Origin of the sequence: Sphingomonas sp. Root720, from assembly GCF_001428605.1 — a bacterium.
Classification (GTDB): domain Bacteria; phylum Pseudomonadota; class Alphaproteobacteria; order Sphingomonadales; family Sphingomonadaceae; genus Rhizorhabdus.
In genome coordinates this window covers 757398-780204 of the sequence record NZ_LMID01000001.1, presented here as the reverse complement: position 1 = coordinate 780204, position 22807 = coordinate 757398, and the positions used below count along the sequence as shown (strand labels likewise).

Below are 22807 nucleotides of genomic sequence, written 5' to 3'. Positions count from 1 at the left end.
TCGTGCTGAGCGACAGCTGTGCGGCTTCGCGACCGGTGAAGGCCGCGTGAAGATCCTGCACGTCATCACCGCTCTCAACTTCGGCGGCGCGGAGGCGATGCTTTCGAAGCTGATCTCCGAACATGGCGGCCGTGCCGGCTTCCCGGAGGCGAGCGTGCTGTCGCTGCAGACACCCGGCACGGTCGGACGCCAGATGATCGACAGCGGGGTCGAGGTCGACACGCTGCATCTGCACGCCGCACGGCAGCTGCCGGCGGCCATGGCGCGGCTGGTCCGGATCGTCCGCCGCCGGGATCCCGACATCGTCCAGGGGTGGATGTATCACGGCAATATCGTCGCGTCCGTCGCCGCGAAGCTCGCGCGCGGCCGCCCGCCGCTGCTCTGGAACATCCGGCATTCGCTGGGTGACATGAGCAGCGAGAAATGGTCGAGCCGCAAGGTCATCGAGCTGGGGGCGCTCCTGTCGAGCGGACCGCAGGCGACCATCTACAATTCGGAGGCCGCTCTCCGCCAGCATGTTGCGGTCGGCTATGATCCGGCCGGAGCGCTGGTGATCCCCAATGGCTTCAACGACCGGCATTTCCAGCCCGACGTACCCGAGGGGCGGTTGCGCGCAGGCGTCCGCCGGCAGTTCGGCATCGATCCCTCGCCGACGCTGGTCGCGGTCGTCGCGCGGCATCACCCGATGAAGGACCATGCGACCGCGATCGAAGCCGTGGGGCGGGCCCGGGAGATGGGGCACGACATCCATCTGCTGCTGGCCGGAAGCGGTACCGACGCCTTGCCCGCGCGACTGACGGAAGCATGCCGGCGCTGGCTCCCCGAGGACCGCCTGACGCTGCTCGGCGACCGTCGCGATGTCGCCGACTGGCTGCCGGGCTGCGATGTCGTCGCGCTCTCCTCCGCCTGGGGCGAAGGCTTCCCCAATATCCTTGGCGAGGCGATGGCGTCGGGCGTGCCCTGCATCGCCACAGACGTCGGCGACAGCCGAGCGATCATCGACGATGCCGGGCTCTGCGTTCCCCGCGGCAATCCCGTGGCCATGGCCGAGGCGATCGCCAAGCTCGTCGAGGCCGGTCCGGCGGGGCGGCGGCGGATGGGCGAGTGTGGTCGGACCCGCGTGCAGAACGAGTTCTCCCTGCCGATCGTCGCGCGCCGTTACGCCGATCTTTATGACGATCTGTACCGATCGTCCTTCCGGAAGCCCTCCGAACTGGAGGTGTCGCAATGTGCGGGATAAGCGGCGTGCTCGCGCAGCGTCCCCCGGCCGAGCTTCGCTCGATCGCGCGACTGATGAACGACAGCCTGCGCCATCGCGGGCCGGACATGGCGGACGAATGGACCGAAGCCGGGGCCAATGTCGCGCTGGCGCATCGCCGGCTGTCGATCGTCGATCTGTCGCCCGAGGGCCGGCAACCCATGCTGTCCGCGAGCGGGCGCTATGTGATCAGCTTCAACGGCGAAATCTATAATCATCGGGCCATGCGCGACGCGCTGGTCGCGAAGGGTCACGCCTTCCGCGGCGGGAGCGACACCGAAGTGCTGCTGGCGGCGATCGAGCAGGACGGCGTCGTCGCGGCGGTCCGTGGCTGCGCGGGCATGTTCGCCTTCGCGCTGTGGGATCGCCACCGTCGCGAGTTGCACCTCGTCCGGGACAGGCTGGGCAAGAAGCCGCTCTATTACGGCCGATGCGGCGGCTATTTCGTGTTCGCCTCGGAACTGAAGGCCATCATGGCGGTGCCCATGTTCGACGTCTCGATCGAACGCGCCGCCCTTACCAGCTATCTGCGCCATCAATATGTCCCCGCGCCGCTCTCGATCCTGCGGGGCATCCGCAAGCTGCCGGCCGGAACGCACCTTGTGGCCAGCATCGACCGAGTGGGCGAGCCGCATCCCTATTGGTCGATCGACGACGTCGCCCGCCGGGGCAGGGAGGCTCCGGCTCCCGCCGACGAGGCGGCGGCGCTCGATCATATCGACGGGCTCATCCGCCTCGCCGTGCGCGAGAGGATGGTGGCGGACGTCCCGGTCGGCTCCTTTCTCTCGGGAGGCATCGATTCCTCGCTGGTCAGCGCGATCATGCAGAGCGAGTCGCGCGAGCCGATCGACACCTTCACGATCGGGTTCGAAGAAGCCGAGTTCGACGAGTCCGCCAGCGCGGCCGCCGTCGCGAGGAGCATCGGCAGCCGGCACCATATGCTGCGCATGCGGGCCGACGATTTCCTGTCGATGGTGCCGCTTCTCCCGCAGATCTACGATGAACCCTTCGCGGATCCTTCGGCCATCCCGATGTTCTGCATCGCACGCCACGCGCGCGAGCGGGTGACGGTGTGCCTGTCCGGCGACGGCGGCGACGAATTGTTCGGCGGCTATGGACGCTATGGAATCGCGAGCAAGCTGGGCCGGGGCATCGAGATGCTGCCGGGCTGGTTGCGCGGCACGATCGCGGACGGGATCGATACGATATCGCCTACCGCCTGGGACAGGATCTTCCGCTACCTTCCCCGCAGCGCCGGCAACGGCTTGCGGGGGGATATGTCCGGAGATCGCATGCACAAGCTGGCTTCGCTGTTCCGCGCCGCCAGCGCCGCCCAACTCTACAGCAGCATGACCAGCGTTCACGACCGCCCCGAAAGGCTGGTGCTCGACGGCATCGAGAAGGATAGCCCGCCGATGTCCGATCTGGGCGACCCGCTGCGGCAGATGATGCTCGTCGACATATCGCGATACCTGCCCGACGACATTCTCGTGAAGGTGGATCGGGCGACGATGGCGGTAGGGCTGGAGGCGCGGGCTCCGCTGCTCGACCATCGGCTGGTCGAGTATAGCTGGACGCTGCCGAACGGGATGCTGTGGCGTGACGGGCAGGGCAAGCGGCCGCTGCACGCGCTGTTCCGCCGCTACCTGCCGGCCGAGCTCGCCGATCGGCCCAAGCGCGGTTTCTCGGTCCCCATCGAGGCGTGGCTGCGCGGACCGCTGCGCGACTGGGCCGATGGTCTTCTCGATCCCGATCTGCTCGCCGCCGACGGCTTTCTTGCCGCCGAACCGATCGGCCGGATGTGGGCGGAGCATCAGAGCGGCGCGCGCAACTGGGCGTTCCAGTTGTGGACGATATTGATGTTCCAGAACTGGAAGCGGCACTGGAGCGACGTGCTGTCCGCTCCACCAACACGGAGCGTCGCGGCATGAAGATCCTCATCCTGTCCAGCTTCGCCTTCTCGCTGATCAATTTTCGCGGGAAGCTGATCGAGGCGATGGTGGACGCGGGGCACGAGGTGGTCGCCTGCGCGCCCGACGACGATCCGGAGGTCGCGCGCCAGCTCGCGGCCCTCGGAGCACGCTACTGCCGCACGCCGATGTCGCGCACCGGCAGCAATCCGCTGGCCGACCTCCGGACCCTGGCGCACTATATCGGCATCATCCGGCGCGAGCGTCCGGCAGTCGTGCTCGCCTATACGCAGAAACCGATCATCTACGGTGGGATCGCGGCGCGCCTGTTCCGCGGGCCCCGCTTCTATGCCTTGATGAGCGGCCTGGGCTATGTCTTCAGTCCGGCTTCGGACCACCGCCCCGTGCTGCGCGCCATCGTCGCGCGGCTCTACCGTCTGGCGGTGGCGAGGGCGCGGGCGATCTTCGTGTTCAATGCCGACGATCGCCGCGAACTGCTTGCACACGGCATCGTGCGACCGACCGCCCCGGTGATCCAGGTTGCCGGTTCGGGGGTCGACCTTTCCCATTTCGCCGCGGTGCCGGTGCCGGAAGGGCCGGCCAGCTTCCTGATGATCGCCCGCCTGATGCGCGACAAGGGCGTCCACGAATATGCCCAGGCGGCTCGCCGGCTGAAGCGACGCTATCCCGGCGCGCGCTTCGGGCTGCTCGGCCGGCTCGACACCGAAAATCCCACGGGCATCTCCGAACGGCTCCTCGCGCAATGGACGGCGGACCAGGTCATCGATTATTTCCCCGAGACCCGGGACGTCCGCCCGCTGCTGGCGGCATCGACCGTGTTCGTCCTGCCGTCCTATTATCGCGAGGGGCTGCCACGGACGCTGCTCGAGGCGATGGCGGTCGGTCGCGCGCTGATTACGACCGATCTGCCGGGGTGCCGCGAACCGGTGCGCCTTGGCCGCAACGGGCTGCTGGTCCCGCCGCGCGACGTCGATGCGCTGTGCGATGCGATGGAGGAGTTCCTTCGCGATCCTTCCCTGGCGGCCGCCATGGGCGAGGCGTCCCGCTACCTCGCGGAAGAGATATTCGATGTCCGCAAGGTCAACCGGCAGCTGATGCAGGTGATGGAGATCGACGGCAGCGTGCGCTCCGAACATGCGGAACCCGTGCGGCCGGGCGCCGGCTACGGCGTCGCCTGATGCACCGCTCGGCCGATTGCATGCTCGCCGCCGCCGCGCTCCTGTTGTTCGCGCTCCCGATGCTCGTCATCGCCCTGTGCGTGGCGGTCTCGATGGGCACTCCGGTGCTCTTCCGGCAAGCCCGCGCAGGCCTCGGCGGCGCGCGCTTCGAGCTGATCAAATTCCGTTCGATGACCGATCGGCGCGACGCCTCCGGAGCGCTGCTGCCCGACGCCGACCGGGTGACCGCGCTGGGGCGTATTCTCCGGCGCTCGCGGCTCGACGAACTGCCCGAGCTCTGGAACATCCTGCGCGGCGACATGGCCTTCGTCGGCCCGCGGCCCCTGTTGCCCGACAGCATCTCGGACCTGGGCGCGACGGGCGCGCTGCGCTGTTCCGTCCGCCCGGGCCTCACCGGACTCGCGCAGGTCAGCGGCAACAGCCTGCTCGACATGCGCGAGAAGGTCGCGATCGACCTTCTCTATGTCCGCGAGCGATCGGCGGTTCTGGACATGAGCATCATGCTCCGCACGCCGCTGATGATGGTCGCGGGCGAGCGCATCGATCGGACCCTGTTGGAGAAGGCGCATGCGGGCAGTTGTGGTGGGTTCGGTTGAAAGCAGCCGAGTCGCAATAGATGGTATCGCCCGCGCAAAGGAATGGATGCTGCCGCTGGTCGTCAGCCTGCCATTCGAGCTGGCCCATCGGCATTCCGACTATGTCGACCTGAGCGGCGCCGCGACGGCGGCCGGCGCCGGCCTGCTGCCCGCACCGAATGCCAATGCGCCCGAGATATGCGAGGCGATCGAAGCGGTTGCGCCGGACTATGTCTTTGTGATCGGCTGGTCGCAGATCTGCCGCGCCCGACTGATGAAGGCGGCCCGGCTCGGCGTGATCGGCTATCATCCGTCCCCTTTGCCGCGCATGCGGGGGCGCGCGGTCATTCCGTGGACGATCCTCCGCGACGAGCCGATCACCGCCGGCACGCTGTTCTGGATCGACGCGGGCGTCGACACCGGTCCGATCCTGGAGCAACGCTTCTTCCACGTGGCGCCCGGCGAGACGGCGGAGACGCTGTACCGGCAGCACATGGTCGCGCTCGACGCGATGATGACCGACGCGCTGGCGGCGCTCGCCTCGGGAACGCCGCGCCGCGAGAAACAGGACGAACGCTTCGCGACCTGGGCGGCCCGGCGCACGCCGGAAAGCGGCCGGATCGACTGGAGCATGACCGCCACGGAGATAGACCGGCTGGTGCGGGCTTCGGGACGGCCCTATCCCGGCGCCCGGACCCACACCCGTTCGCGGCAGGACGAACTGATCGTCTGGCAGGCCAGGATCGCGGTCGACGGCGATCGCCATCTGGCGCGCAGCGGACAGGTGATTGTGCGATCCGATAGCAGCTTCATCGTCCGTTGCGGCAGCGGCACGGCGCTGGAGATAACCGAATGGGACGGCGGAGTCGGCGGACCGCCGGCCCTCCACGCCGTGCTGGGGGATGGCCTGTGAAAGGCACGACGGACGAGATCCGCCGGGTGTTGGTGATCGCCCCCCATCCCGATGACGAGGTGCTCGGGTGCGGCGGCACCATGATGCGCTTGGCCGACGCCGGAGCGGAGGTCCATGTCGCCATCATCACCCGGGCGGGGGTCGACCGGTTCGGTCCGCACATGGCGGAGATCGGGCGCGGCGAAGCGCGCCTCGCGCATGACCTGCTGGGTGTGACGCAGACCCATTTCCTCGATTTCCCTGCCGCCGAGCTCGACACCGTTCCGCACGCCGAGATCAATGCCGCGCTCGGAGCGGTGATGACGGCGGTCGCGCCAGACACGTTGTTCATACCTTTTCTCGGCGATATCCATCTCGACCATCAACTGGTCTTCCTGTCGTCGATGGTCGCGGCCCGTCCGCGGGGCGGCAACGGACCGGCCCGGGTCTACAGCTACGAGACCCTGTCGGAGACGAACTGGTATGCGCCCGGCGTGACGCCGACCTTCGCGCCCAACGTCTTCATCGATATCAGCGATACCATCGAGGCGAAGCTGGCGGCGTTCCGCTGCTATCGTTCGCAGGTGAAGGCCGCTCCCGACGAAAGATCTCCAGAGGTCATTCGGGCACTGGCGACGCTCAGGGGTGCTACAGTGCACATCGCCGCCGCGGAAGCATTCATACTTTTGCGCCAGATATTTTGATCTTTTCGTCAGGGCTGACGAAAAACTCGGCTAAAATCCTTAGAAATAACAATGGTATAACCAATGGTACAGCCGTGTACCCCTTAATTGCCCTAGCCTGTTCATCCCCCGGAAGGCACAGATCATCATCCTTAAAGATGACTCTGGTCGGGGGACCATGACCGAAAGGACCATGTCGATTTGGGGTGGGCGACCGTCATGAAAGGGGAACACATGTCTGATGACATCGAAGTAGCGCTGTTGAGCAGCAACGGTATCCTTCGCGAGGGACTGCGCCACATTCTTGTCGAAAGGGCGCTCAAGGTTACGTCGGCGGTAAGCGATCCTGAAAAGATAAGCTTTCCGCCGATGATGACTGATGCGATTCGTCACATCATCATCGTCGACGATGGTTTCGCCAAAGAGGGAATGCAGCTGTGTCCCAGATTGCGCGAGCAGCATCCGGGTGCGCTGCTGGTCATCCTCGCCGACCATTTCGACTTCGATTCCGTCGCCACCGCTTTCCGGTGGGGAGTCGACGGATATCTGGTGAAGGAGATCTCGTCCGAACCGCTAATCGGGGCGCTCCGCCTCGTGGCGCTGGGCGAGAAGGTGCTCCCATCCGAACTGGCCACCTGCATGGGCGAACGGCCCTACGCGTCCGGCTGGACAGTGAACCTGTCGGACGTCAACCTTTCGGAGCGCGAGATGCAGGTGCTTCAGCTGCTGATCCTGGGAAGCGCCAACAAGGTGATCGGGCGTTGCCTCGGCATATGCGAGGCGACGGTCAAGGTTCATGTGAAAGCGGCGCTTCGCAAGCTGCAGGTTTCCAATCGTACCCAGGCGGCGATCTGGGCCGTGCAGCGGGGCCTCACGGGCTATGACGGCGACACGCCGGCGCTGCCCGCGCCGGCCGGTCGTGGCGACGCGTGGAGGCCTGGGTCGATGACCGCGGCAAGCGCACCGCCGGTGCTGGCCTGAATCGGGCGAACCGGGCCTCACGGGGCCGTCCATCTTCCCGCTGCCGTCGGTGACGGCCCGGACCTTGATCGTTTCGGTCGGAGCGGCCTGAAGCGTGAATCAGGGTCTCACCATTGGACGGAGTCCGATACACGTCGCCGGCGGAACCGCACAGCGTTCCGCCGCCGACGATCCGGCTCCGGGACGAGCGCGATGGCAGTCGACGATCCAAGCATGCCTGTTGTCCCGGCGGCGGTGCACGCCGCACCGCCCGACGGGGGCCGGGCGAGGGACGACAAGGCATTCCGGCGGCGTCTGGTCAGTGTCGGCCACCTGTTGTCGGGAAACGGCATCACCGCCGTCCTGGGGCTCGTCGGCGTGGCGATCACCGCGCGTTCGCTTGGTCCGGCCGACTATGGGATACTCGCCCTCATCGTCAGCTATGTCCGCGTGTTCGACCGGCTGATGCGGTTCGAAAGCTGGCAGCCCCTCATCAAATATGCGGCCGAGACGGGCCATCCCCCCGAAGGACGCATCGAGCGCCTCCGCGCCCTCTTCGCTTTCGGCCTGTGGCTCGACGTCTCGGCCTGCACCGCCGCCGCCTTCTCGGCGATCCTGCTGGCCTGGGCGTGCGCACCCCTGTTGGGGATGAGCGCTACCCATATCGGGCTGGTCATCATCAATTGCGGCACGTTGCTGCTCAACATCAGCGGGATGCCGACCGCCGCGCTGCGTCTCGCCGGGCAGTTTCGAACCATCGCCTATGTGCAGGTCGCAAGCAGCGTCGTCCGCATCCTGTTGTGCGCGATCGGCTTCTGGTCGGGCGGCGGGCTGCTGTTTTTCGTTATCGCCTGGACCGCGAGCCAGATCATCAGTTCGCTGCTGTTCCTCGGCATCGCTTTGCTCGTCCTGCGCAGGCAGGGCATCGGATCGCTGCATCGTGTGCCCCTGCGCGGCATGACCCGCCAATTTCCCGGCATCATGGGCTTTGCCTGGTCGTCGAGCTTTTCGATCAGCATCCGATCGAGTTCGATGGAGCTCGACGTGCTCATCGTGGGCGCGCTGGCGGACACCCGGTCGGCCGGGCTCTACTTCGTGGCCAAGCAGGTCGCCAAGATGGTCCAGCAGGCCTGCGGCCAGGTCCAGGCGGTACTATATCCCGACGTGGCGCGACTGTGGGCGCAGCGCTCCTTCGTGCAATTCCGCCGGGCGATCGTGCAGGTGCAGGCCGTGCTCGACATATTCGCGGTGCTGGCGATCGCCACGCTCTTCGCCTGCGGTCGAACGCTCATCGAGCTTGGCGTCGGTCGGGCGTTCGGAGACGCCTATCCGCTCGTCCTCGTCCAGATGGTCGCGCTCGGCTTCACCATGCATGCCGCGCCGTTGCGATCGGCGCTTCTCGCCATGGGGGAACAGCGGGCCATCCTGAGGATCGTCCTGTGGTCGACGCTGCTGTTCCAGCTGCTTGCCTTCGCGCTGGTGCCGTGGATCGGCGCCATGGGGGCGAATGTGGCGCACGTCGTCCTCGCTGTGACGAGCGCGGTTGCGATGGAGCGCAGGGCGCGCCGCCGCTTCAGAATTGTGACCGCAGAAAGCGAGCCGCGGCCTGTGTCCGGTTGACCAGGCCCAGGCGTTCCATGATGGCGCGGATATGCACTTTCACCGTGCTGTCGCTGATTCCCAGTTCCTGGGCGATGGCCTTGTTGGGCATGCCTCCAGCCAGCAGGCGCAGCACTTCATATTGCCGTTTCGTCAACTTGTTGATGCCCGACCGCACCGAGCCGGCGCCCATATTCTCGTCGGCCGTGCCGACGGTCCGAAGGCTTTCGAACAGCATGGGGGGATAGACCACCATGCCGGCGTGGACGAGCCGCATGACCTCGATCGTCGAGGCCATGCTGAGCTGATCGGTGGTCAGCCCGAGAATTTCATGCTGCAGCGCCGTCAGGATATGGCGTGGCTCGGCGGTGGGAATGATCAGGATGATCGCCGCGCCCGGGAAGAGTTCGTCCAGCCGCTGCAACCGGTCGGCGACATCGGCTTCCGCAATCTCTTCCGCGATCAGCCTGAGGATGACGATGTCCGGCATGCCGCGCGCGAAGGCGGCCGGGGGGATCTGGTCGATCGCCGCGCAGGCCACGAGCCTGATGCTGCCGTCATGGTCGATGCCGGCCGAGAAGCAGCTTCGGTTCAGGGCCGATGCGTCGATGAGGAGGACGTCGAGCGGCGGCGGCTGGTCCGATGGGGGGAACTCGTCGGGCAGCTCGTCGCCGCGGTCGACCGTGTCTGCCTGGGAATCGTTCACCACCGGTCCTCAGCGGTCGCATGCCGGACGGAATCTCCGTAGCAGCCTGTCGAGAAAGGTCGGCTGAAGCAGCTCGTCGTCACGCGGATAATAGGCCCTCGAGCGGCGGAAATATTGCACCATGTCGCCATAGCGGCCCTGGGCGTGGCGACGGTAGTCGACTGCGTTGAGCACGACGCCGCTGACCGGTTCCCGGAGCGCGGCAAGGGCGCCGGCGACCTCGTCGATGCGGGTGCGGCCCCAGCGGACGACGAGCAGCGTCATCTCCGCCAGCGGCAGCATGTTCGAGGCGTCGTGCACGGCCAGCACCGGCGGGGCGTCGATGATGATCAGGTCGACGCGCTCGCGCAGCTCGTCGAACAGCCGCGCGAGCTGCGGTGATGCCAGGACGGCATTGGGGTCGCGCGTCTCCTTGTAAGCCGAGAGGACGAGGAGGGACTTGGCCGGACTGTCGGACGGGGAGGGCAGCAGCCCCTGGAGCGGCGCCAGCCCTTCGAGATAGGGGGAAAGATTGGCGGCGTCGGCCTCCAACATGCCCTCCCCGGGCGTTCGCCGGAGGTCGAGATCGATCACCACGGCGCTCCTGCCGGCGGCGATCGCGGTCGCACCCAGGCTGTGCGCCACCGCAGTCTTGCCGTCGCCAGGGAAGGGCGAGGTGATCAGCACCACCTGCGCTCCCGGGCCATGGCGTCGACGAACGATCTCGGTATGCAGCGTCCTGGCCGCCTCGGCGAAGATCGAGTTCGGATGCTCGCTGAGCATCCTTCCGGCGTCCGCCCTGGTGACTCCCGACCGCATCAGCGGGATCATGGCGAAGCTGCGAAGCCCGAAAAGGCGCCAGATCTGCTGGCCGCTGCGCAGCCGCTGGTCGGTCATCTCCAGCGCGAAGGCGCAGGCGAAGCCGAGAATGGCCGAGCCGAGCAGCATGACCATCAGCGTCTTGCGCGGCGTCGGGCTGATCGGCGTGACGGGCACGGGCGCGGTCGACTGGAGCACCAGGCCCGTTCCCGAAACCAGGGCCGAACCGAGCTGCTTCAGGCGCGCGGCGAGCCCGACATAGAGCGCGCGCTGCGTTTCCGCGGTGCGCTCCAGCTCGGCAAGTCGCACATTGCCCGCCGCATTGTCATAAGCCTTGAGCGTCAGCGCGCTGAGCGATCTCTGGAGCGCGGCCTCCCGCGCGGCGGCGTCCTGCGCGTCGCTGCGGGCCAGGTAGGTTTCGCGCGAAGTGGCCATGGCGGCTTCGGCGGCGGCGACCTGACGGACCCGGGTCCGCTCCGCCTCGAGGCTGGCCTTCACCTCCTGGATCTGCGCGAGGACATTGGCCAGCGACGGATGCCCGGGGCCGTAGAAGGAGGATAGCTCCGCCTGCCGTTGGAGCAGTTCGGCATAGCGCTGCTCCTGCATCGACAGCAGCGGCGACGTGGCATTTTCGCTGCCCGTCCGCATCCGCGCGGCGGCGCCGACGCCAGCCGCCTTGGCCGCCGCTCCGGCGCGTGCGCTGGCGGCGGCGGCGGCATCGGAGGTCAGTTGATTGAGCTGGGCGAGGTCGCCTGGGCCGGCCGCGCCCACCAGCATGTGATTGGCGCGGCGGAAATCGGCGACCTCCTGTTCGGCCTTGCGCAGCTCGTCGCCCGCCTGGCGCGTGCGCTCGGCAAGCTTGGCGATGATCTTGTCCTGCCGTTGCAGCCGATCGAGCGCGCCGTGCATCTGGCGAATCTGGACATAGCGATTGGCGACCATCGCCGCGAAGGTCGGATAGGGCGATTGCACCGAGACATTGATCAGCTGGGTATGGGGAACGCGCTGGACCTTGATCGTCGTCAGCAGCCGGTCGGCCGCCTTGTCGATGCGCGACTGCGGCGCGCGCGCGGTGCGGCCCTTGCTGATCTTGCGGCCGCTGAACGCCGGATTGTCCAGCAGTTCGAGGTCGCGGACCATCGCGCTGGCGAAATCATGCGACGCCAATGTGCGCGTTTCGGTCTCGATCTGCATCTCGCTTTCGGCGGTCGGCATGGAGCGTTCGGTGCCGTCGGTGGCAACCGGAATGTCCATCCGCAAAGTCGCCGTCGCCTCATAAAGGGGCGTCTGCATCGCGATCGAAACGATCGTGACGATCATCGTGACGGCGATCGTCCCGAGGATGAGCCATCGGCGCCGGTGAAAGACATTGGCAAGATGCGCGAGACCCACCTGCCCCGGCTGTCCCTGGATCTCATCTGCCCCCCCGGTGGGAGGAGGCAGGGCACGCGGAGCATAAGCACCGAAGTTCATGGCTGGCCCTTTGTTGTATGGACTGCGCCGGTATGCCCGACGCGTCCTTTTCGCTGGCAATCGCCTGGCCCGCATTCTGCGGTGCAAACCGTTGTGCAACAAAAGCAATTGGGTCGAGCACGAGGCGCAAAGGGGCTAGGCCATAGGCATTAGCGGTGATCGCCCTTGGGCGCCGCCGGCAGATCCGCCCCGGCCGGTAGCGACGGGGTACCGCCCTAGCCCTTAGGAGGAAGGGGTTTCCTTCGGTCGTAATGCCGACGGCCGCTCCCCGGAAGCGCGCCACGCGCCTAGGTCTGAGGCCGACGGCTCTCTTCGCGACAGCCTCGGGCGCGACAGGGAGGATATATGGCGATCTTGGTGACCGGTGCCGCGGGCTTCATCGGCTTCCACTGCTGCAAGCGGCTCCTGGAACGGGGCGAGGATGTCTTCGGCATCGACAATCTCAACGACTATTATCCGGTTAGCCTGAAGCGCGACCGGCTGGACGCTCTGAACGACGCGGGCGGCACGTTCCGCTTCGGCCAGATCGACTTCGCCGACCGCTTCGCCCTGGACTATGGCCTGGCCGGCACGGATATCGACCGGGTGCTCCATCTCGGTGCGCAGGCCGGCGTTCGCTATTCGCTGGAAAACCCGCATGCCTATGCGCAGTCCAACCTGATCGGGCATCTGAACATGCTCGAATTCGCGCGCCACCGGGACATCGGCCATTTCGTCTATGCCTCGTCCTCCTCGGTCTACGGGGCCAACCCCAGCGTTCCGTTCCGGGTCGAGGATCGCGTCGATCACCCGCTGTCCTTCTACGCCGCGACCAAGAAGTCGAACGAGCTGATGAGCGAAACCTATGCCCATCTCTACCGGATAGCCCAGACCGGGCTCCGCTTCTTCACGGTCTATGGGCCATGGGGGCGCCCCGACATGGCGATATGGATCTTCACGTCGCGGATATTGAGCGGTCAGGCCATCCCCGTCTTCAACGACGGAAACATGCGGCGGGATTTCACCTTCATCGACGATATCGTGACCGGGGTGATTGCCGCGCTCGACAACCCGCCGATCGATGACGGCTTGCCGAAAGCCGGTGGCAGCCAGTCGCCGCACCGCCTGTACAATATCGGCAATCATCGCGCCGAACGCCTGGGCCGGCTCATCGACGTGATCGAGGCGGCCTGCGGGCGGAGCGCGGTGCGCGATTATCAGCCGATGCAGCCCGGCGACGTGCCGGCCACCTATGCCGACATCAGCGTCATCGAAAGCGAGCTCGGGTTCAAGCCGACGACATCGATCGACGTGGGCGTACCGCGGTTCGTAGAATGGTACCGCGGCTATCAGGGCCGCCGGACGGAGTAGCCCTCTAAGCAAAAAGGGCAGGCCATGCTGCCGATGCACCGGAGCCACCGCTGTCGGTGACGTTTAAGCCGATCCCGGAGCGGCCGGTTCGGCCCATTTCGCTGCAAGAGGGGAATCTATGCGCATCGCGATGATCGGTACGGGATATGTCGGCCTGGTGTCAGGCGCCTGTTTCTCGGACTTCGGACATGAAGTCACATGCGTCGACAAGGACCAGGCCAAGATCGAGACGCTGCGGAGCGGGATCATGCCGATCTTCGAGCCCGGGCTAAAGGACCTGGTCCTCGGCAACGTGCAGGCGCGGCGGCTTCACTTCACGACCGACCTGCGCTCCGCCGTGGCGGGGGTGGACGCCGTGTTCATCGCGGTCGGCACGCCGTCGCGGCGTGGCGACGGCTATGCGGACCTCAGCTATGTCTATGCGGCCTGCCGCGAGCTTGCCGCGGCGCTGGTCTCTCCCTGCGTCGTCGTGGTGAAATCGACCGTGCCGGTCGGAACGGGCGACGAAGTCGAGCGCATCCTGCGCGAGAGCGCCACATGCCCGCCGATATCGGTGGTTTCCAATCCCGAATTCCTGCGTGAAGGCGCCGCCATTACCGATTTCAAGCACCCCGACCGGATCGTGATCGGCACCGACAGTCCGCAGGCGCAGGACGTGATGCGGGCGATCTATCGGCCCCTTCATGTGAACCGGTCGCCGCTGCTGTTCACCGGACGCCGCAGCGCCGAGCTGATCAAATATGCGGCGAACGCCTTCCTCGCGACCAAGATAAGCTTCATCAACGAGATCGCCGATCTGTGCGAAGCCGTCGGGGCCGACGTGCAGGATGTCGCGCATGGAATGGGATCGGACAATCGCATTGGCCCGAAATTCCTTCATGCCGGGCCAGGCTATGGCGGCTCGTGCTTTCCCAAGGATACGCTGGCGCTGCTGAAGACCGCGCGCGACAATGCCACACCGCTGCGGATCGTCGAGACCGTCGCGACGGTGAACGACTGCCGCAAGACCGCGATGGCCCGGCGCGTCATCAACGCGATGGGCGGGAACGTCCGGGGCAGGAAGGTCGCGATCCTGGGCCTCACCTTCAAACCCAATACCGACGACGTGCGCGAGGCGCCGTCCATCGCGCTCGTCCAGGGGCTGCAGGATGCCGGGGCGATCGTCGAGGTGTTCGATCCGGAAGGCATGACGCAGGCCCGCGACCATCTCGTCGGCGTCGACTATGCGGCCGACCTGCAGGCGGCGGTCCAGGGCGCGTCGGCCACGGTGATCGTCACCGAATGGGACGTCTTCCGCGCGCTCGACCTGGCGGCGATACGCGAGAACATGGCTCACCCGCTGCTTATCGACCTGAGGAACATCTATTCGGCGACCGAGGCAGCCGCAGCGGGCCTCATCTATCATTCGATCGGCCGCCCGCAGGCCTCGTATCGCGATGTGGCGGAGGCCGTCATGCCGCCTGCCGATGAAATAGCCGCCCGAGCGGTGGCGTAGACGGGGCCGATCATGTTATTGTAATTTAAGTACGTATACCGGCTGAACTGCTTATATTACTTCTATCCCGAAGCGCCAATGACACTAAAATAACTGCGGCCTATCTGGTGTCCCGGGGCTCCGGACTCGGCCGGACGGACTCCAGCCGTCGCGCCGGATGATGTCCGGCAGGCTCAAGCGGCCGTCATATACGAGGAAACTCGTCATGAATCATTGGCGAATTGCGTCGGCCGCCGCCGGCGCCGCAATCATGATTCCGCTGGGCATGGTAGCCGCTCATCCGGATGAAGCTTCGATGACGACGATCGCCTTCGCACCGTGGGCACAGCGGATCTCCGGCACGATCGGCGACCAGCTTGTTTATCCCCGGCCAATGTTCGGGCGGGAGTCGCCCAGCGGCATCGTCCAGGTGAAATTCGGGTGCAGCGAGAGCGGGGCGCCATCCGATGTCAGCATCTACAGATCGTCGAAAGACCGGAGGCTGGACAGCGAAGCCCTGAGGGCCGTGCGCAAGATCGCTTCCCTCCATCCGTTGCCGCGAGGTTTCTCGTCCGACGAACATTATGTCGCCGTCATCATCTTCGCGGACGGTGAGGCCAGCATGAAGCGCCAGATGAAGACCGTGCGCAGGGATGCCGACCAGCGCAATGCCTGGCTGACCAGGCAGGGTTCCCCCACGGCGATCGCCATGAGCATGTTCTTGCTCCCGGCGGGCTGAACGCGAATCCGGCGACGCCGCGATGCGTGACCCTCTCGTCGCGCGGAGCGGCTCGCCGGGTTTCCGTCGGGCGACAGGCGCAGCTGCCCGCCATGGGGCCACCGGATCCGCAGACCTCAGCGCTTCCTGCCGGCCAGGTTCAACGCCGCCGCCGCGCGGACGAGCGCCGTCAGCGCCTCCTCGTCGATCGTATCGCCCTCATGGACGTCGATCGCGCGCCGGACGTTGCCCTCGAGGCTGCTGTTGAACAGGCGCGCCGGGTCCTCCAGCGCGGCGCCCTTGGCGAAGGTCATCTTGACCACGCCCTTGTAGGTCTCCCCGGTGCAGATGATGCCGGCGTGCGACCATGTCGGGACGCCGCGCCACTTCCATTCCTCGACGACCTCGGGGTCGGCCGCCCGGATGATCGACCGGACGCGTGCGAGCGTCTCGCCGCGCCAGTCGGCCAGTTCCCGGATCCGGGCGTCGATCAGTTGGGAGGGGGAATCGCTCTTCTTCTGGTCCATCGTCCTCGCCTTTCCGGACCCGCCGTCCGCCATGACGGTCGATATCGCCGTTGCCGGACGGGCGTTCAACCCATCTCGCCGGTCCTGAACCAGCGCCGCAGCACCGGCATGCGCGCCAGCTCGCAGCCGCAGTGGCGGCAGCGGCCATGCTCGACGCCCTGTTCGTCGGTCCGCACCTCGGGCGCGACGACATGGCGGCCGGCGCGGCAGTTGCGCGAGATCTCGGCGATCATGCGCGGATGGCGCTTCCGGCCGCGGCTGTGGAGAAGGGAGGACTGGTCTGTCGGCATCGGAATCTCCTGGAACGCCGTCACACTGCCCGCTGGCGGCTGTGGCGGGCGTGGCGGGCGGATGAAATTTTGGTCATGCGCGGCGGCGGCGGCGTTCGGGCGGATTACGGAAAATTCATCCGCCGGGCAGCGCGCGGCCATGCGGGGTGGCGTAGGGAGGAAACATCGCCGGCTTCCCCCTCCGGCGACCCCGCCCGCGGCGTCTGGCTTCCCCTCTTCGCCAGACGCCGCATCCGCATCCGTGTCGGCACATCCTTTCGCTGGCTTCGGCGTCCCCCGTCACCACGGCTCAGGCGGCGAGGCGCGGCCGATCGGTCGAGGCCGCATCGGGCAGGGCGAGGCGCGGCGTCGTCCGCTCGGGTGAAGCGGCCATCCTCGGCCGCCCGATCAGCAGGTTGAGGTCGCGCATCGCCCGGATGAGGCCGAGGCCGTGCGGCGCGGCGATGTAACGGGGTTCCCACATCGGGGCGAACTTCTCCTTATAGGCGCGCAGGCCCCGGAAGCCGTAGAACCGCTCGCCCCGCTTGAAGATCGCGGCGGCGGCTTTCGCCCAGAGCGGCGACAGGCGATGCGCCTCGATCCCCGACAGCGGTGCGAGGCCGAGCGAGAAGCGGGCGTGGCCCTGGTCCTGGCCCCACAGGATCAGGCTGGCGAACAGATAGTCCATCACCCCCGGCGGCGATCCCGCGCCGTGACGCATCAGGTCGACCGACAGCTCGCGCCGATTGGCCGTGCGCCAGATGTTGGCGAAGGCGACGATCCGCCCGTCGACCCGGACCATGGCGCAGTCGAAGCGCGCGATATAGTCGGGATCGAAGCGGCCGAGGCTGAAGCCCTTCTCTTGCTGGCCCTTGGCTTCCAGCCATTCGTCGGAGATCGTGGCGAGATCGCGCAGGATCGCGGGGACCGCGGCGGCGGGGATGACCTCTAAGGTCGCGCCTTCGCGTTCGGCGCGGCGCACCGTCTGGCGGATCGACCGCATCCGTGGGCCGTCGAGCGAGAAGCCGGCGATGTCGACCACGGCCTCCTCGCCATATTTGACGATCTGCAGGCCCAGCGCGATCGCCAGCTCGAGCATGTCGCTGCTGATCTGGTATAGCATCAGCCGGCCCTGTGCGGCGTCCGCCATCGAACGGATCCGCCAGAGCAGATCGGCCCAGGCGGCGCGCGGGCCGACCGGATCGGCCATCACGATCCAGCTCGATCCGCGGATCTGGTACATCAGGAAGGCGTCGCCCCCGGGCGAGAGGAGGAAGCGCTTGTCGCCGGTATAGGCGAGCATCGCATCGGTGCGCTCCGCGCCCTCGATCACCGCGGCGATCTCGGCTGGAAGGGCGGTCGTGGCGCGGCGGGGGGCGGCGGGTTCGAACAGCCGCCACAGCGCGACGCCGGCGAGCAGTACGCCCATGCCGAGGCTGGCGCGCAGATAGCGCGACGCGTCGCCGTGCAGGGCGAAGTCCCACCACAGCGCGTTCTGATAGGTGACATGCTTGTAGGAGAAGAGCCCGACCCACAGGCTCAGTCCCCCGACCGCCGCGACGCAGGCCAGCCAGGTGGGCGAGAAGGCGCGCGAGACGAAGGCCGTGGTCCGGTAGAAGGCCGGGCTGGTCCATTGCAGCAGCGCGGCGATCGCCACGCAGACGATCGCTTCCTCATAGTCGATGCCCTTGGCGAGCGAGAAGATCGCCCCGGCGATCAGCAGCGCGCGGGCCGCGACGAAGGCGCCGTCGAGGCGGCGGTAGAGGCCGGGGGAGAGCAGCAGCAGCCCGGTGCCGACCAGGCTGGCGGCGAGGTGTGACGCCTCGATGAAGGGCAGCGGTACGATCGCGTGCAGCATATGGAGCCGGGCGGGGATCGACGGGGTCGAGCCCGACAGCAGCAGCACCGCCCCGCCGAGAAAGCTCGCCACGCTCATCAGCAGCGGGGCGAGGCCGTTGGCGACCAGCCGGACCCCGGCGATCGCCTGGCCGAGGCGGCGCTGGCGGCCTTCGTGCAGCACCAGCGCGACGATGCCCAGCGCGAGCGGCAGCAGATAATAGATCAGCCGATAGGCGATCAGCGCGGCGGCCAGCGCGGACTTGTCGGCCGGGATCGTCGCCAGCACGACGGCCTCGAACACGCCGATGCCGCCGGGAACATGGCTGACGAGGGCGGCGATGATGCCGAACGAATAGGCGAGGAGGAAGGTCGGCAGCAGCGCCGGATCGGCGCCCGGGATGAGGATGAACAGCGCAGCGGCGGCGGCGGCGAAGTCTATCCCCGCGATGGCGATCTGACCCAGCGCCGCGCCCGCGCTCGGCAGGGGGACCGTCCAGCCGAACAGCCCGATCGAGCGCGGACCGAGGGCGCAGGCAAGGACGAAGCCCGCTGTGCCGAGGAGGATCGCGCCGCCGACGGTCCGAGTGACGGTCCCGCCCAGCGAGAGGCCCGCCAGCGACAGGTTGCCGGGGTGGAAGGCGAGGGCGAGGCCGGTGATCGTCAGCACCCCCATCCAGAAGGTCGCCGAGGCGATCGCCACGATCCGCGCCACGTCGCCGCCGGACAGGCCGGCGCCGGTGTAGACGCGATAGCGCGCCGATCCGCCGGTTATCGGCGAGAGGCCGAGATTATGGCTGATCGTATAGCTGGTGAAGGAAGCGAGGGCTGCGGTCCGCCATGGCAGCGGCCTGCCGATGACGCGCAGCGCGAAGACGTCGTAGAAGGTCAGAGCGACGTAGCTGGCGACGGTGCAGGCGATCGCGATCGCGATCTGCCGGGGCTCGATCGCGCTGAACGCCGACGCTATGTCGCGCGGTCCCAGCGTCTCGGTGAGCCGGTGGAGCGCGGCGAGGCCGAGGCCGACCAGCAGGATGACGAGGGCGACGGACAGGGCGCCTCGCCGGTCGCGCAGCCAGGCGATGAGATTATGCATTGCGGGCCTTCTCGATGGGCTGCCAGGTCTGGAACGTGCCGGAAAAGCCGCCGATCGGGCGGTTCGGGAGCGTGATCGCGTCGGGACGGCGCCGGGCGGATCCGTCCGGAAGTTCGGGCGGCGGCGCGGCCATCGTCGCCGGGATCGGAGGCTTCATTGCACGTCCTTGCTGCTAGGGTCCGTACCGATAGGCGTGGGCGCATGCCAATCGCGTGGGCGGCATCTGAATTATTGGTAATGTTGGGCGGGGCGGGGCGGTGCGGCTGCGGGGCGATCTGCGCCGCTCTCCTCTCCGGACGATTCTCGCGACATCGGGCATCGATAATCTCGCCGACCGCGCCGATCATGCCGGACATGACGAAATGGTCATGCGATGCTCATGCTCGGGTATGATGGGCGCGCCTATCCCGGCGACGAAGGAGGCCATATGGCAAGCGAAACCCTACACGGCATGGCCGCGCGGCTACTGGGCAAGCAGGATCTCGACCCCGAGGAGGCCAATGTCCTCGCCAAGATATCGGCGCGCCAGCCGATCTCGCGCGATGCCGCCGACGTTGCCGACCTGCACGCCACCTACGGCGACCGGCTCGCCGACAGGGTCGCCGCGGTCGGCGGCAGCTGGGGCTTCATCATCTGCTTCGGCCTGGTCCTGCTCGGCTGGATGCTGCTCAACAGCGGCGTGCTGTCGCACTGGGGCCTCGCCTTCGATCCCTATCCCTTCATCTTCCTCAACCTGATGCTGTCCACACTGGCCGCGATCCAGGCGCCGGTGATCATGATGAGCCAGAACCGCCAGGCGGCGAAGGACCGGCTGGCCGCCAGTCTCGATTATGAGGTCAACCTGCGCGCCGAGCTTGAAATATTGCGGTTGCATGAGAAACTCGACCAGGCGATCACCGAACGGCTCGATCGCATCATTGCCACGGTCTGCGCCGAACGAAACGAGGCCTGATGTGACGAGAACCCTGTCCTGGATCGGCTGGTCGGCGCTGCTGTGCGCGGCCCTGGCCGCGTTCATCGTCACCCGCCAGTTCGTCCGCCCTTATCATGAGCCCGTCGTGGCCGGAGAATCGCTGCCCACGGGCGCGACGCTGGCGGTGGTCGACAATGCCGGGCATCCCCGGCTGATGGTGACGAGCCTCCAGACCGGCGGGCCCGGCGCGGAGGCGGGGCTGAAGGTCGGCGACGAGATCGAGGATGTCGACGGCCTGCCCGCGCCGAGCCTGACCGCATTCGACCGCGACGTCGCCAGCGGGTCCTATGACGTTGTCGACCTGCGGGTGTCGCGTCACGGCGCGCTGCTCGACATCCACATGCGGCGCGGCGGGGGAGGGCATCACGGATGAGCCACAAGATATTGCTGGTCGAGGACGACGCCACCACCGCCGATTTCGTCGCGACCGGCCTGACCGAACATGGCTTCGTGGTCGATCGCGCCGACAATGGCCGCGACGGCCTCTTCCATGCCACCGACGGCAGCTATGACTGCGTGATCCTCGACCGGATGCTGCCCGGGATGGATGGGATGGCGGTGCTCGGTGCGATGCGCGCGGCGGGGATCGAGACGCCGGTGATCATCCTGTCGGCGATGGGCTCGGCCGAGGATCGGGTGAAGGGGCTCGAAAGCGGTTCGGACGATTATCTGACCAAGCCCTTCGCCTTCGCCGAACTGCTTGCGCGGATCCGCCTGCTGATCCGCCACGCCCAGGGGCGCGGCGCGGCACCGGAGACTCGTCTTGCCTGCGACGACCTGGAGATGGACCTGCTGTCGCGCAAGGTGCGACGGCGCGGGCAGGCGATCGACCTGCAGCCGCGCGAGTTCCGCCTGCTCGAATTCCTGCTCCGCCATGTCGACCAGGTGGTGACGCGCACCATGCTGCTCGAAGGGGTGTGGGATTATCATTTCGATCCGGGCACCAACGTCATCGACGTGCATGTCAGCCGGCTGCGCAAGAAGATCGACGAAGGCCATGCCCGGCCGCTGCTCCACACGGTGCGCGGCTCGGGCTATCGGCTCGGTTTCGACGGCTGACGATGGGTTTCGCCCGGTCGACCTTCCTGCGCTTCGCCGCGCTCGTCTTCCTGTTGCAGATCGTCGGCGCGGCGCTGCTGCTCGCCACGGTGCACCAGCTGACCGCCGACCAGATCGGCGACGAGGCCGAGGCCCATGCCGAACAGCTGCGCGACCAGCTGCTCGGCAGCTACCGGCAAGGCGGCTTCGCGGCGCTTGGTGCGGCGGTCGCCGCCCGCACCCAGCCTGGCCGGGCACCCGGCGCGGCGGTGCTGCTGGTCGACCGCGGCGGGCGGCCGGTGGCGGGCAACATCGCCGAATGGCCGCCGTCGCTGCCCTCGTCCTCGGCTGCCGCGACCATCGACCTGTTCCGGATCGGCCATGACGAGTCCGAGCAGATCTACCTGGTCGCGACCCCGCTGGCCGGGGGCGGACGGCTGCTGACCGGCCACGTCGTCGAAAGCGAGCTGCGGTTCGCGGTCATCCTCGAGGAGGCGATGGTCAGCGCCTTCGCGGTGGCGGTGGCGCTGGCCGCCTTCGCGGCATGGAGCTCGACCCGGCTGATCCATGGCCGGCTGGCGGCGACGGTCGGCACCGCGCGCGCCGTCACCGCCGGCAATCTCGACCATCGCGTTCCGGTCGACGGCGGCGACGATGCCTTCGACGCGCTCGGCGCGACGATCAACGCGATGCTCGACCGCATCGCCGCGCTGATGGCCGAGCTGAAGATCGCCACCGACGGCCTCGCGCACGACCTGCGTTCCCCGCTCACCCGTCTGCGATCGACCCTCGAACGCGCGCTCGACGCGAGCGAGGGCGAGGAGGCGAAGGGCGCGGTCGCCCGCGCGATCGACGAGGGCGACCGATTGCTGACGATGCTCGACACGGCGCTGCGCATCAGCCGCGCCGAAGCGGGCATCGGGCGGGAAAGTTTCGTCGACACCGACCTTTCGGCGATGGTCGAGGACATGGTCGAGGTCTACGGCCCGCTCGCCGAGGATAACGGCTTCGCGATCGTCGCCGACGCGCCGGCGGGAATCCGCGGCCATGTCCACCGCGAGCTGCTCGGCCAGGCGCTCGCCAACCTGATCGACAATGCGATGAAATATGGCGCCGGGCGGATCGTCGTCGCGGCACGGCGGACCCGCGACGGGGCGGTGGTCAGCGTCGGCGACGACGGCCCGGGCATAGCCGAGAACCAGCGGCCGGAGGCGCTGCGCCGCTTCGGCCGGCTCGACGCGGCGCGCAGCAAGGCCGGGGCGGGGCTCGGCCTCGCTCTGGCTTCGGCGGTGGCGCGGTTGCACGACGGGGCGCTCGAGCTGCATGACAACGGGCCCGGGCTGAGGGTCGAGTTGCATCTGGGGCCGGGCATTTCGGCCTGAACGTCGTTCCAACCGACCGTCATCCCGGCTCGCCGGGGTGACGGGGAAGGGCGACATTACCGATGTTTAACCTCGCCCTCACGCCCGCGTC

At 67.5% G+C, this 22807-nt stretch carries 21 protein-coding genes; 15 read left to right on the top strand and 6 right to left on the bottom strand.

What is annotated here, in order from left to right; all coding sequences use genetic code 11:
• Positions 1-46 precede the first annotated feature (46 nt).
• The 8 genes from ASE22_RS03550 to ASE22_RS03515 all read left to right on the top strand — a co-directional run bounded on the left by ASE22_RS03550 (position 47) and on the right by ASE22_RS03515 (position 9097).
• Complete coding sequence (locus tag ASE22_RS03550; RefSeq protein ID WP_056355021.1) at positions 47-1240, top strand: glycosyltransferase; 1194 nt, start codon at positions 47-49, stop codon at positions 1238-1240.
• Positions 1228-3189 (top strand): asparagine synthase (glutamine-hydrolyzing), encoded by a 1962-nt coding sequence (gene asnB / locus ASE22_RS03545; protein WP_056355018.1) that lies wholly within the window; start codon positions 1228-1230, stop codon positions 3187-3189. Before ASE22_RS03550 ends, asnB begins: the two co-directional genes overlap by 13 nt.
• Entirely contained in the window at positions 3186-4367 is a 1182-nt protein-coding gene (locus ASE22_RS03540; protein ID WP_082545700.1) for a glycosyltransferase family 4 protein, read from the top strand. Before asnB ends, ASE22_RS03540 begins: the two co-directional genes overlap by 4 nt.
• Positions 4367-4963, top strand: a complete 597-nt coding sequence (locus ASE22_RS03535) for a sugar transferase (RefSeq protein ID WP_082545701.1) — start codon at positions 4367-4369, stop codon at positions 4961-4963. Before ASE22_RS03540 ends, ASE22_RS03535 begins: the two co-directional genes overlap by 1 nt.
• A 46-nt stretch (positions 4964-5009) precedes the next feature.
• Positions 5010-5855: a methionyl-tRNA formyltransferase gene (locus ASE22_RS03530; RefSeq protein WP_235536510.1), complete on the top strand. Its 846-nt coding sequence runs from the start codon at positions 5010-5012 to the stop codon at positions 5853-5855.
• Positions 5852-6538 carry a PIG-L deacetylase family protein gene (locus ASE22_RS03525; RefSeq protein ID WP_235536511.1) on the top strand — a complete coding sequence of 229 codons (687 nt, stop codon included), beginning with the start codon at positions 5852-5854 and terminating at the stop codon, positions 6536-6538. Before ASE22_RS03530 ends, ASE22_RS03525 begins: the two co-directional genes overlap by 4 nt.
• A 213-nt stretch (positions 6539-6751) precedes the next feature.
• Complete coding sequence (locus tag ASE22_RS03520) at positions 6752-7498, top strand: response regulator transcription factor (RefSeq protein ID WP_056355012.1); 747 nt, start codon at positions 6752-6754, stop codon at positions 7496-7498.
• 213 nt (positions 7499-7711) lie between these two features.
• Positions 7712-9097 (top strand): lipopolysaccharide biosynthesis protein, encoded by a 1386-nt coding sequence (locus ASE22_RS03515; protein WP_082545733.1) that lies wholly within the window; start codon positions 7712-7714, stop codon positions 9095-9097.
• Here the strand turns inward: ASE22_RS03515 and ASE22_RS03510 are convergent.
• Both ASE22_RS03510 and ASE22_RS03505 read right to left on the bottom strand, forming a co-directional pair.
• Positions 9051-9782, bottom strand: coding sequence for a helix-turn-helix transcriptional regulator (locus tag ASE22_RS03510; RefSeq protein ID WP_056355009.1), 732 nt, complete (start codon positions 9780-9782; stop codon positions 9051-9053). The two genes, ASE22_RS03515 and ASE22_RS03510, sit on opposite strands and share 47 nt — an antisense overlap.
• A gap of 9 nt (positions 9783-9791) precedes the next feature.
• Positions 9792-11972: a GumC family protein gene (locus ASE22_RS03505; protein ID WP_056355006.1), complete on the bottom strand. Its 2181-nt coding sequence runs from the start codon at positions 11970-11972 to the stop codon at positions 9792-9794.
• Between the two features lie 426 nt (positions 11973-12398).
• Here ASE22_RS03505 and ASE22_RS03500 point away from each other — a divergent pair, with 426 nt between their 5' ends.
• From ASE22_RS03500 to ASE22_RS03490, 3 genes are all read left to right on the top strand, one after another.
• Positions 12399-13403 (top strand): NAD-dependent epimerase/dehydratase family protein, encoded by a 1005-nt coding sequence (locus tag ASE22_RS03500; protein WP_056355003.1) that lies wholly within the window; start codon positions 12399-12401, stop codon positions 13401-13403.
• Between the two features lie 118 nt (positions 13404-13521).
• The gene (locus tag ASE22_RS03495; protein WP_056355000.1) at positions 13522-14898 is read left to right on the top strand and encodes a UDP-glucose dehydrogenase family protein; all 1377 of its coding nucleotides are present in this window, start codon (positions 13522-13524) and stop codon (positions 14896-14898) included.
• Between the two features lie 205 nt (positions 14899-15103).
• Entirely contained in the window at positions 15104-15616 is a 513-nt protein-coding gene (locus tag ASE22_RS03490; protein ID WP_056550231.1) for an energy transducer TonB family protein, read from the top strand.
• 116 nt (positions 15617-15732) lie between these two features.
• On the opposite strand, the gene ASE22_RS03485 is transcribed toward ASE22_RS03490, so the two are convergent.
• From ASE22_RS03485 to ASE22_RS26625, 4 genes are all read right to left on the bottom strand, one after another.
• Entirely contained in the window at positions 15733-16122 is a 390-nt protein-coding gene (locus ASE22_RS03485; RefSeq protein ID WP_200933239.1) for a DUF1801 domain-containing protein, read from the bottom strand.
• 65 nt (positions 16123-16187) lie between these two features.
• The gene (locus tag ASE22_RS26630) at positions 16188-16412 is read right to left on the bottom strand and encodes a hypothetical protein (RefSeq protein ID WP_156397361.1); all 225 of its coding nucleotides are present in this window, start codon (positions 16410-16412) and stop codon (positions 16188-16190) included.
• A 289-nt stretch (positions 16413-16701) separates the two neighbouring features.
• Complete coding sequence (gene mprF / locus ASE22_RS03475) at positions 16702-19323, bottom strand: bifunctional lysylphosphatidylglycerol flippase/synthetase MprF (RefSeq protein ID WP_056354987.1); 2622 nt, start codon at positions 19321-19323, stop codon at positions 16702-16704.
• The gene (locus tag ASE22_RS26625; RefSeq protein WP_156397363.1) at positions 19316-19480 is read right to left on the bottom strand and encodes a hypothetical protein; all 165 of its coding nucleotides are present in this window, start codon (positions 19478-19480) and stop codon (positions 19316-19318) included. The genes mprF and ASE22_RS26625 overlap by 8 nt, the downstream gene beginning before the upstream one ends.
• 270 nt (positions 19481-19750) lie before the next feature.
• On the opposite strand from ASE22_RS26625, the gene ASE22_RS03470 reads away from it, so the two are divergent.
• The 4 genes from ASE22_RS03470 to ASE22_RS03455 are packed head-to-tail and all read left to right on the top strand — an operon-like array spanning position 19751 to position 22716.
• The gene (locus ASE22_RS03470; RefSeq protein ID WP_056356284.1) at positions 19751-20275 is read left to right on the top strand and encodes a DUF1003 domain-containing protein; all 525 of its coding nucleotides are present in this window, start codon (positions 19751-19753) and stop codon (positions 20273-20275) included.
• A gap of 1 nt (position 20276) precedes the next feature.
• Complete coding sequence (locus ASE22_RS03465; protein ID WP_056354984.1) at positions 20277-20669, top strand: PDZ domain-containing protein; 393 nt, start codon at positions 20277-20279, stop codon at positions 20667-20669.
• Positions 20666-21355 carry a winged helix-turn-helix domain-containing protein gene (locus ASE22_RS03460; RefSeq protein WP_056354981.1) on the top strand — a complete coding sequence of 230 codons (690 nt, stop codon included), beginning with the start codon at positions 20666-20668 and terminating at the stop codon, positions 21353-21355. Before ASE22_RS03465 ends, ASE22_RS03460 begins: the two co-directional genes overlap by 4 nt.
• A gap of 2 nt (positions 21356-21357) precedes the next feature.
• Complete coding sequence (locus tag ASE22_RS03455; RefSeq protein WP_056354977.1) at positions 21358-22716, top strand: sensor histidine kinase; 1359 nt, start codon at positions 21358-21360, stop codon at positions 22714-22716.
• The last annotated feature ends 91 nt before the right edge of the window (positions 22717-22807 follow it).

What these genes read in the sequence shown, in the direction of transcription:
- ASE22_RS03455 (WP_056354977.1), top strand. Translation starts at nt 21,358, where the DNA reads ATGGGTTTCGCCCGGTCGACCTTCCTGCGCTTCGCCGCGCTCGTCTTC.
- ASE22_RS03460 (WP_056354981.1), top strand. Translation starts at nt 20,666, where the DNA reads ATGAGCCACAAGATATTGCTGGTCGAGGACGACGCCACCACCGCCGAT.
- ASE22_RS03520 (WP_056355012.1), top strand. Translation starts at nt 6,752, where the DNA reads ATGTCTGATGACATCGAAGTAGCGCTGTTGAGCAGCAACGGTATCCTT.
- ASE22_RS03495 (WP_056355000.1), top strand. Translation starts at nt 13,522, where the DNA reads ATGCGCATCGCGATGATCGGTACGGGATATGTCGGCCTGGTGTCAGGC.
- ASE22_RS03540 (WP_082545700.1), top strand. Translation starts at nt 3,186, where the DNA reads ATGAAGATCCTCATCCTGTCCAGCTTCGCCTTCTCGCTGATCAATTTT.
- ASE22_RS03515 (WP_082545733.1), top strand. Translation starts at nt 7,712, where the DNA reads ATGCCTGTTGTCCCGGCGGCGGTGCACGCCGCACCGCCCGACGGGGGC.
- ASE22_RS03490 (WP_056550231.1), top strand. Translation starts at nt 15,104, where the DNA reads ATGAATCATTGGCGAATTGCGTCGGCCGCCGCCGGCGCCGCAATCATG.
- mprF (WP_056354987.1), bottom strand. Translation starts at nt 19,323, where the DNA reads ATGCATAATCTCATCGCCTGGCTGCGCGACCGGCGAGGCGCCCTGTCC.
- ASE22_RS03500 (WP_056355003.1), top strand. Translation starts at nt 12,399, where the DNA reads ATGGCGATCTTGGTGACCGGTGCCGCGGGCTTCATCGGCTTCCACTGC.
- ASE22_RS26625 (WP_156397363.1), bottom strand. Translation starts at nt 19,480, where the DNA reads ATGAAGCCTCCGATCCCGGCGACGATGGCCGCGCCGCCGCCCGAACTT.
- ASE22_RS03535 (WP_082545701.1), top strand. Translation starts at nt 4,367, where the DNA reads ATGCACCGCTCGGCCGATTGCATGCTCGCCGCCGCCGCGCTCCTGTTG.
- ASE22_RS26630 (WP_156397361.1), bottom strand. Translation starts at nt 16,412, where the DNA reads ATGCCGACAGACCAGTCCTCCCTTCTCCACAGCCGCGGCCGGAAGCGC.
- ASE22_RS03485 (WP_200933239.1), bottom strand. Translation starts at nt 16,122, where the DNA reads ATGGACCAGAAGAAGAGCGATTCCCCCTCCCAACTGATCGACGCCCGG.
- ASE22_RS03530 (WP_235536510.1), top strand. Translation starts at nt 5,010, where the DNA reads ATGCTGCCGCTGGTCGTCAGCCTGCCATTCGAGCTGGCCCATCGGCAT.
- asnB (WP_056355018.1), top strand. Translation starts at nt 1,228, where the DNA reads ATGTGCGGGATAAGCGGCGTGCTCGCGCAGCGTCCCCCGGCCGAGCTT.
- ASE22_RS03470 (WP_056356284.1), top strand. Translation starts at nt 19,751, where the DNA reads ATGGCAAGCGAAACCCTACACGGCATGGCCGCGCGGCTACTGGGCAAG.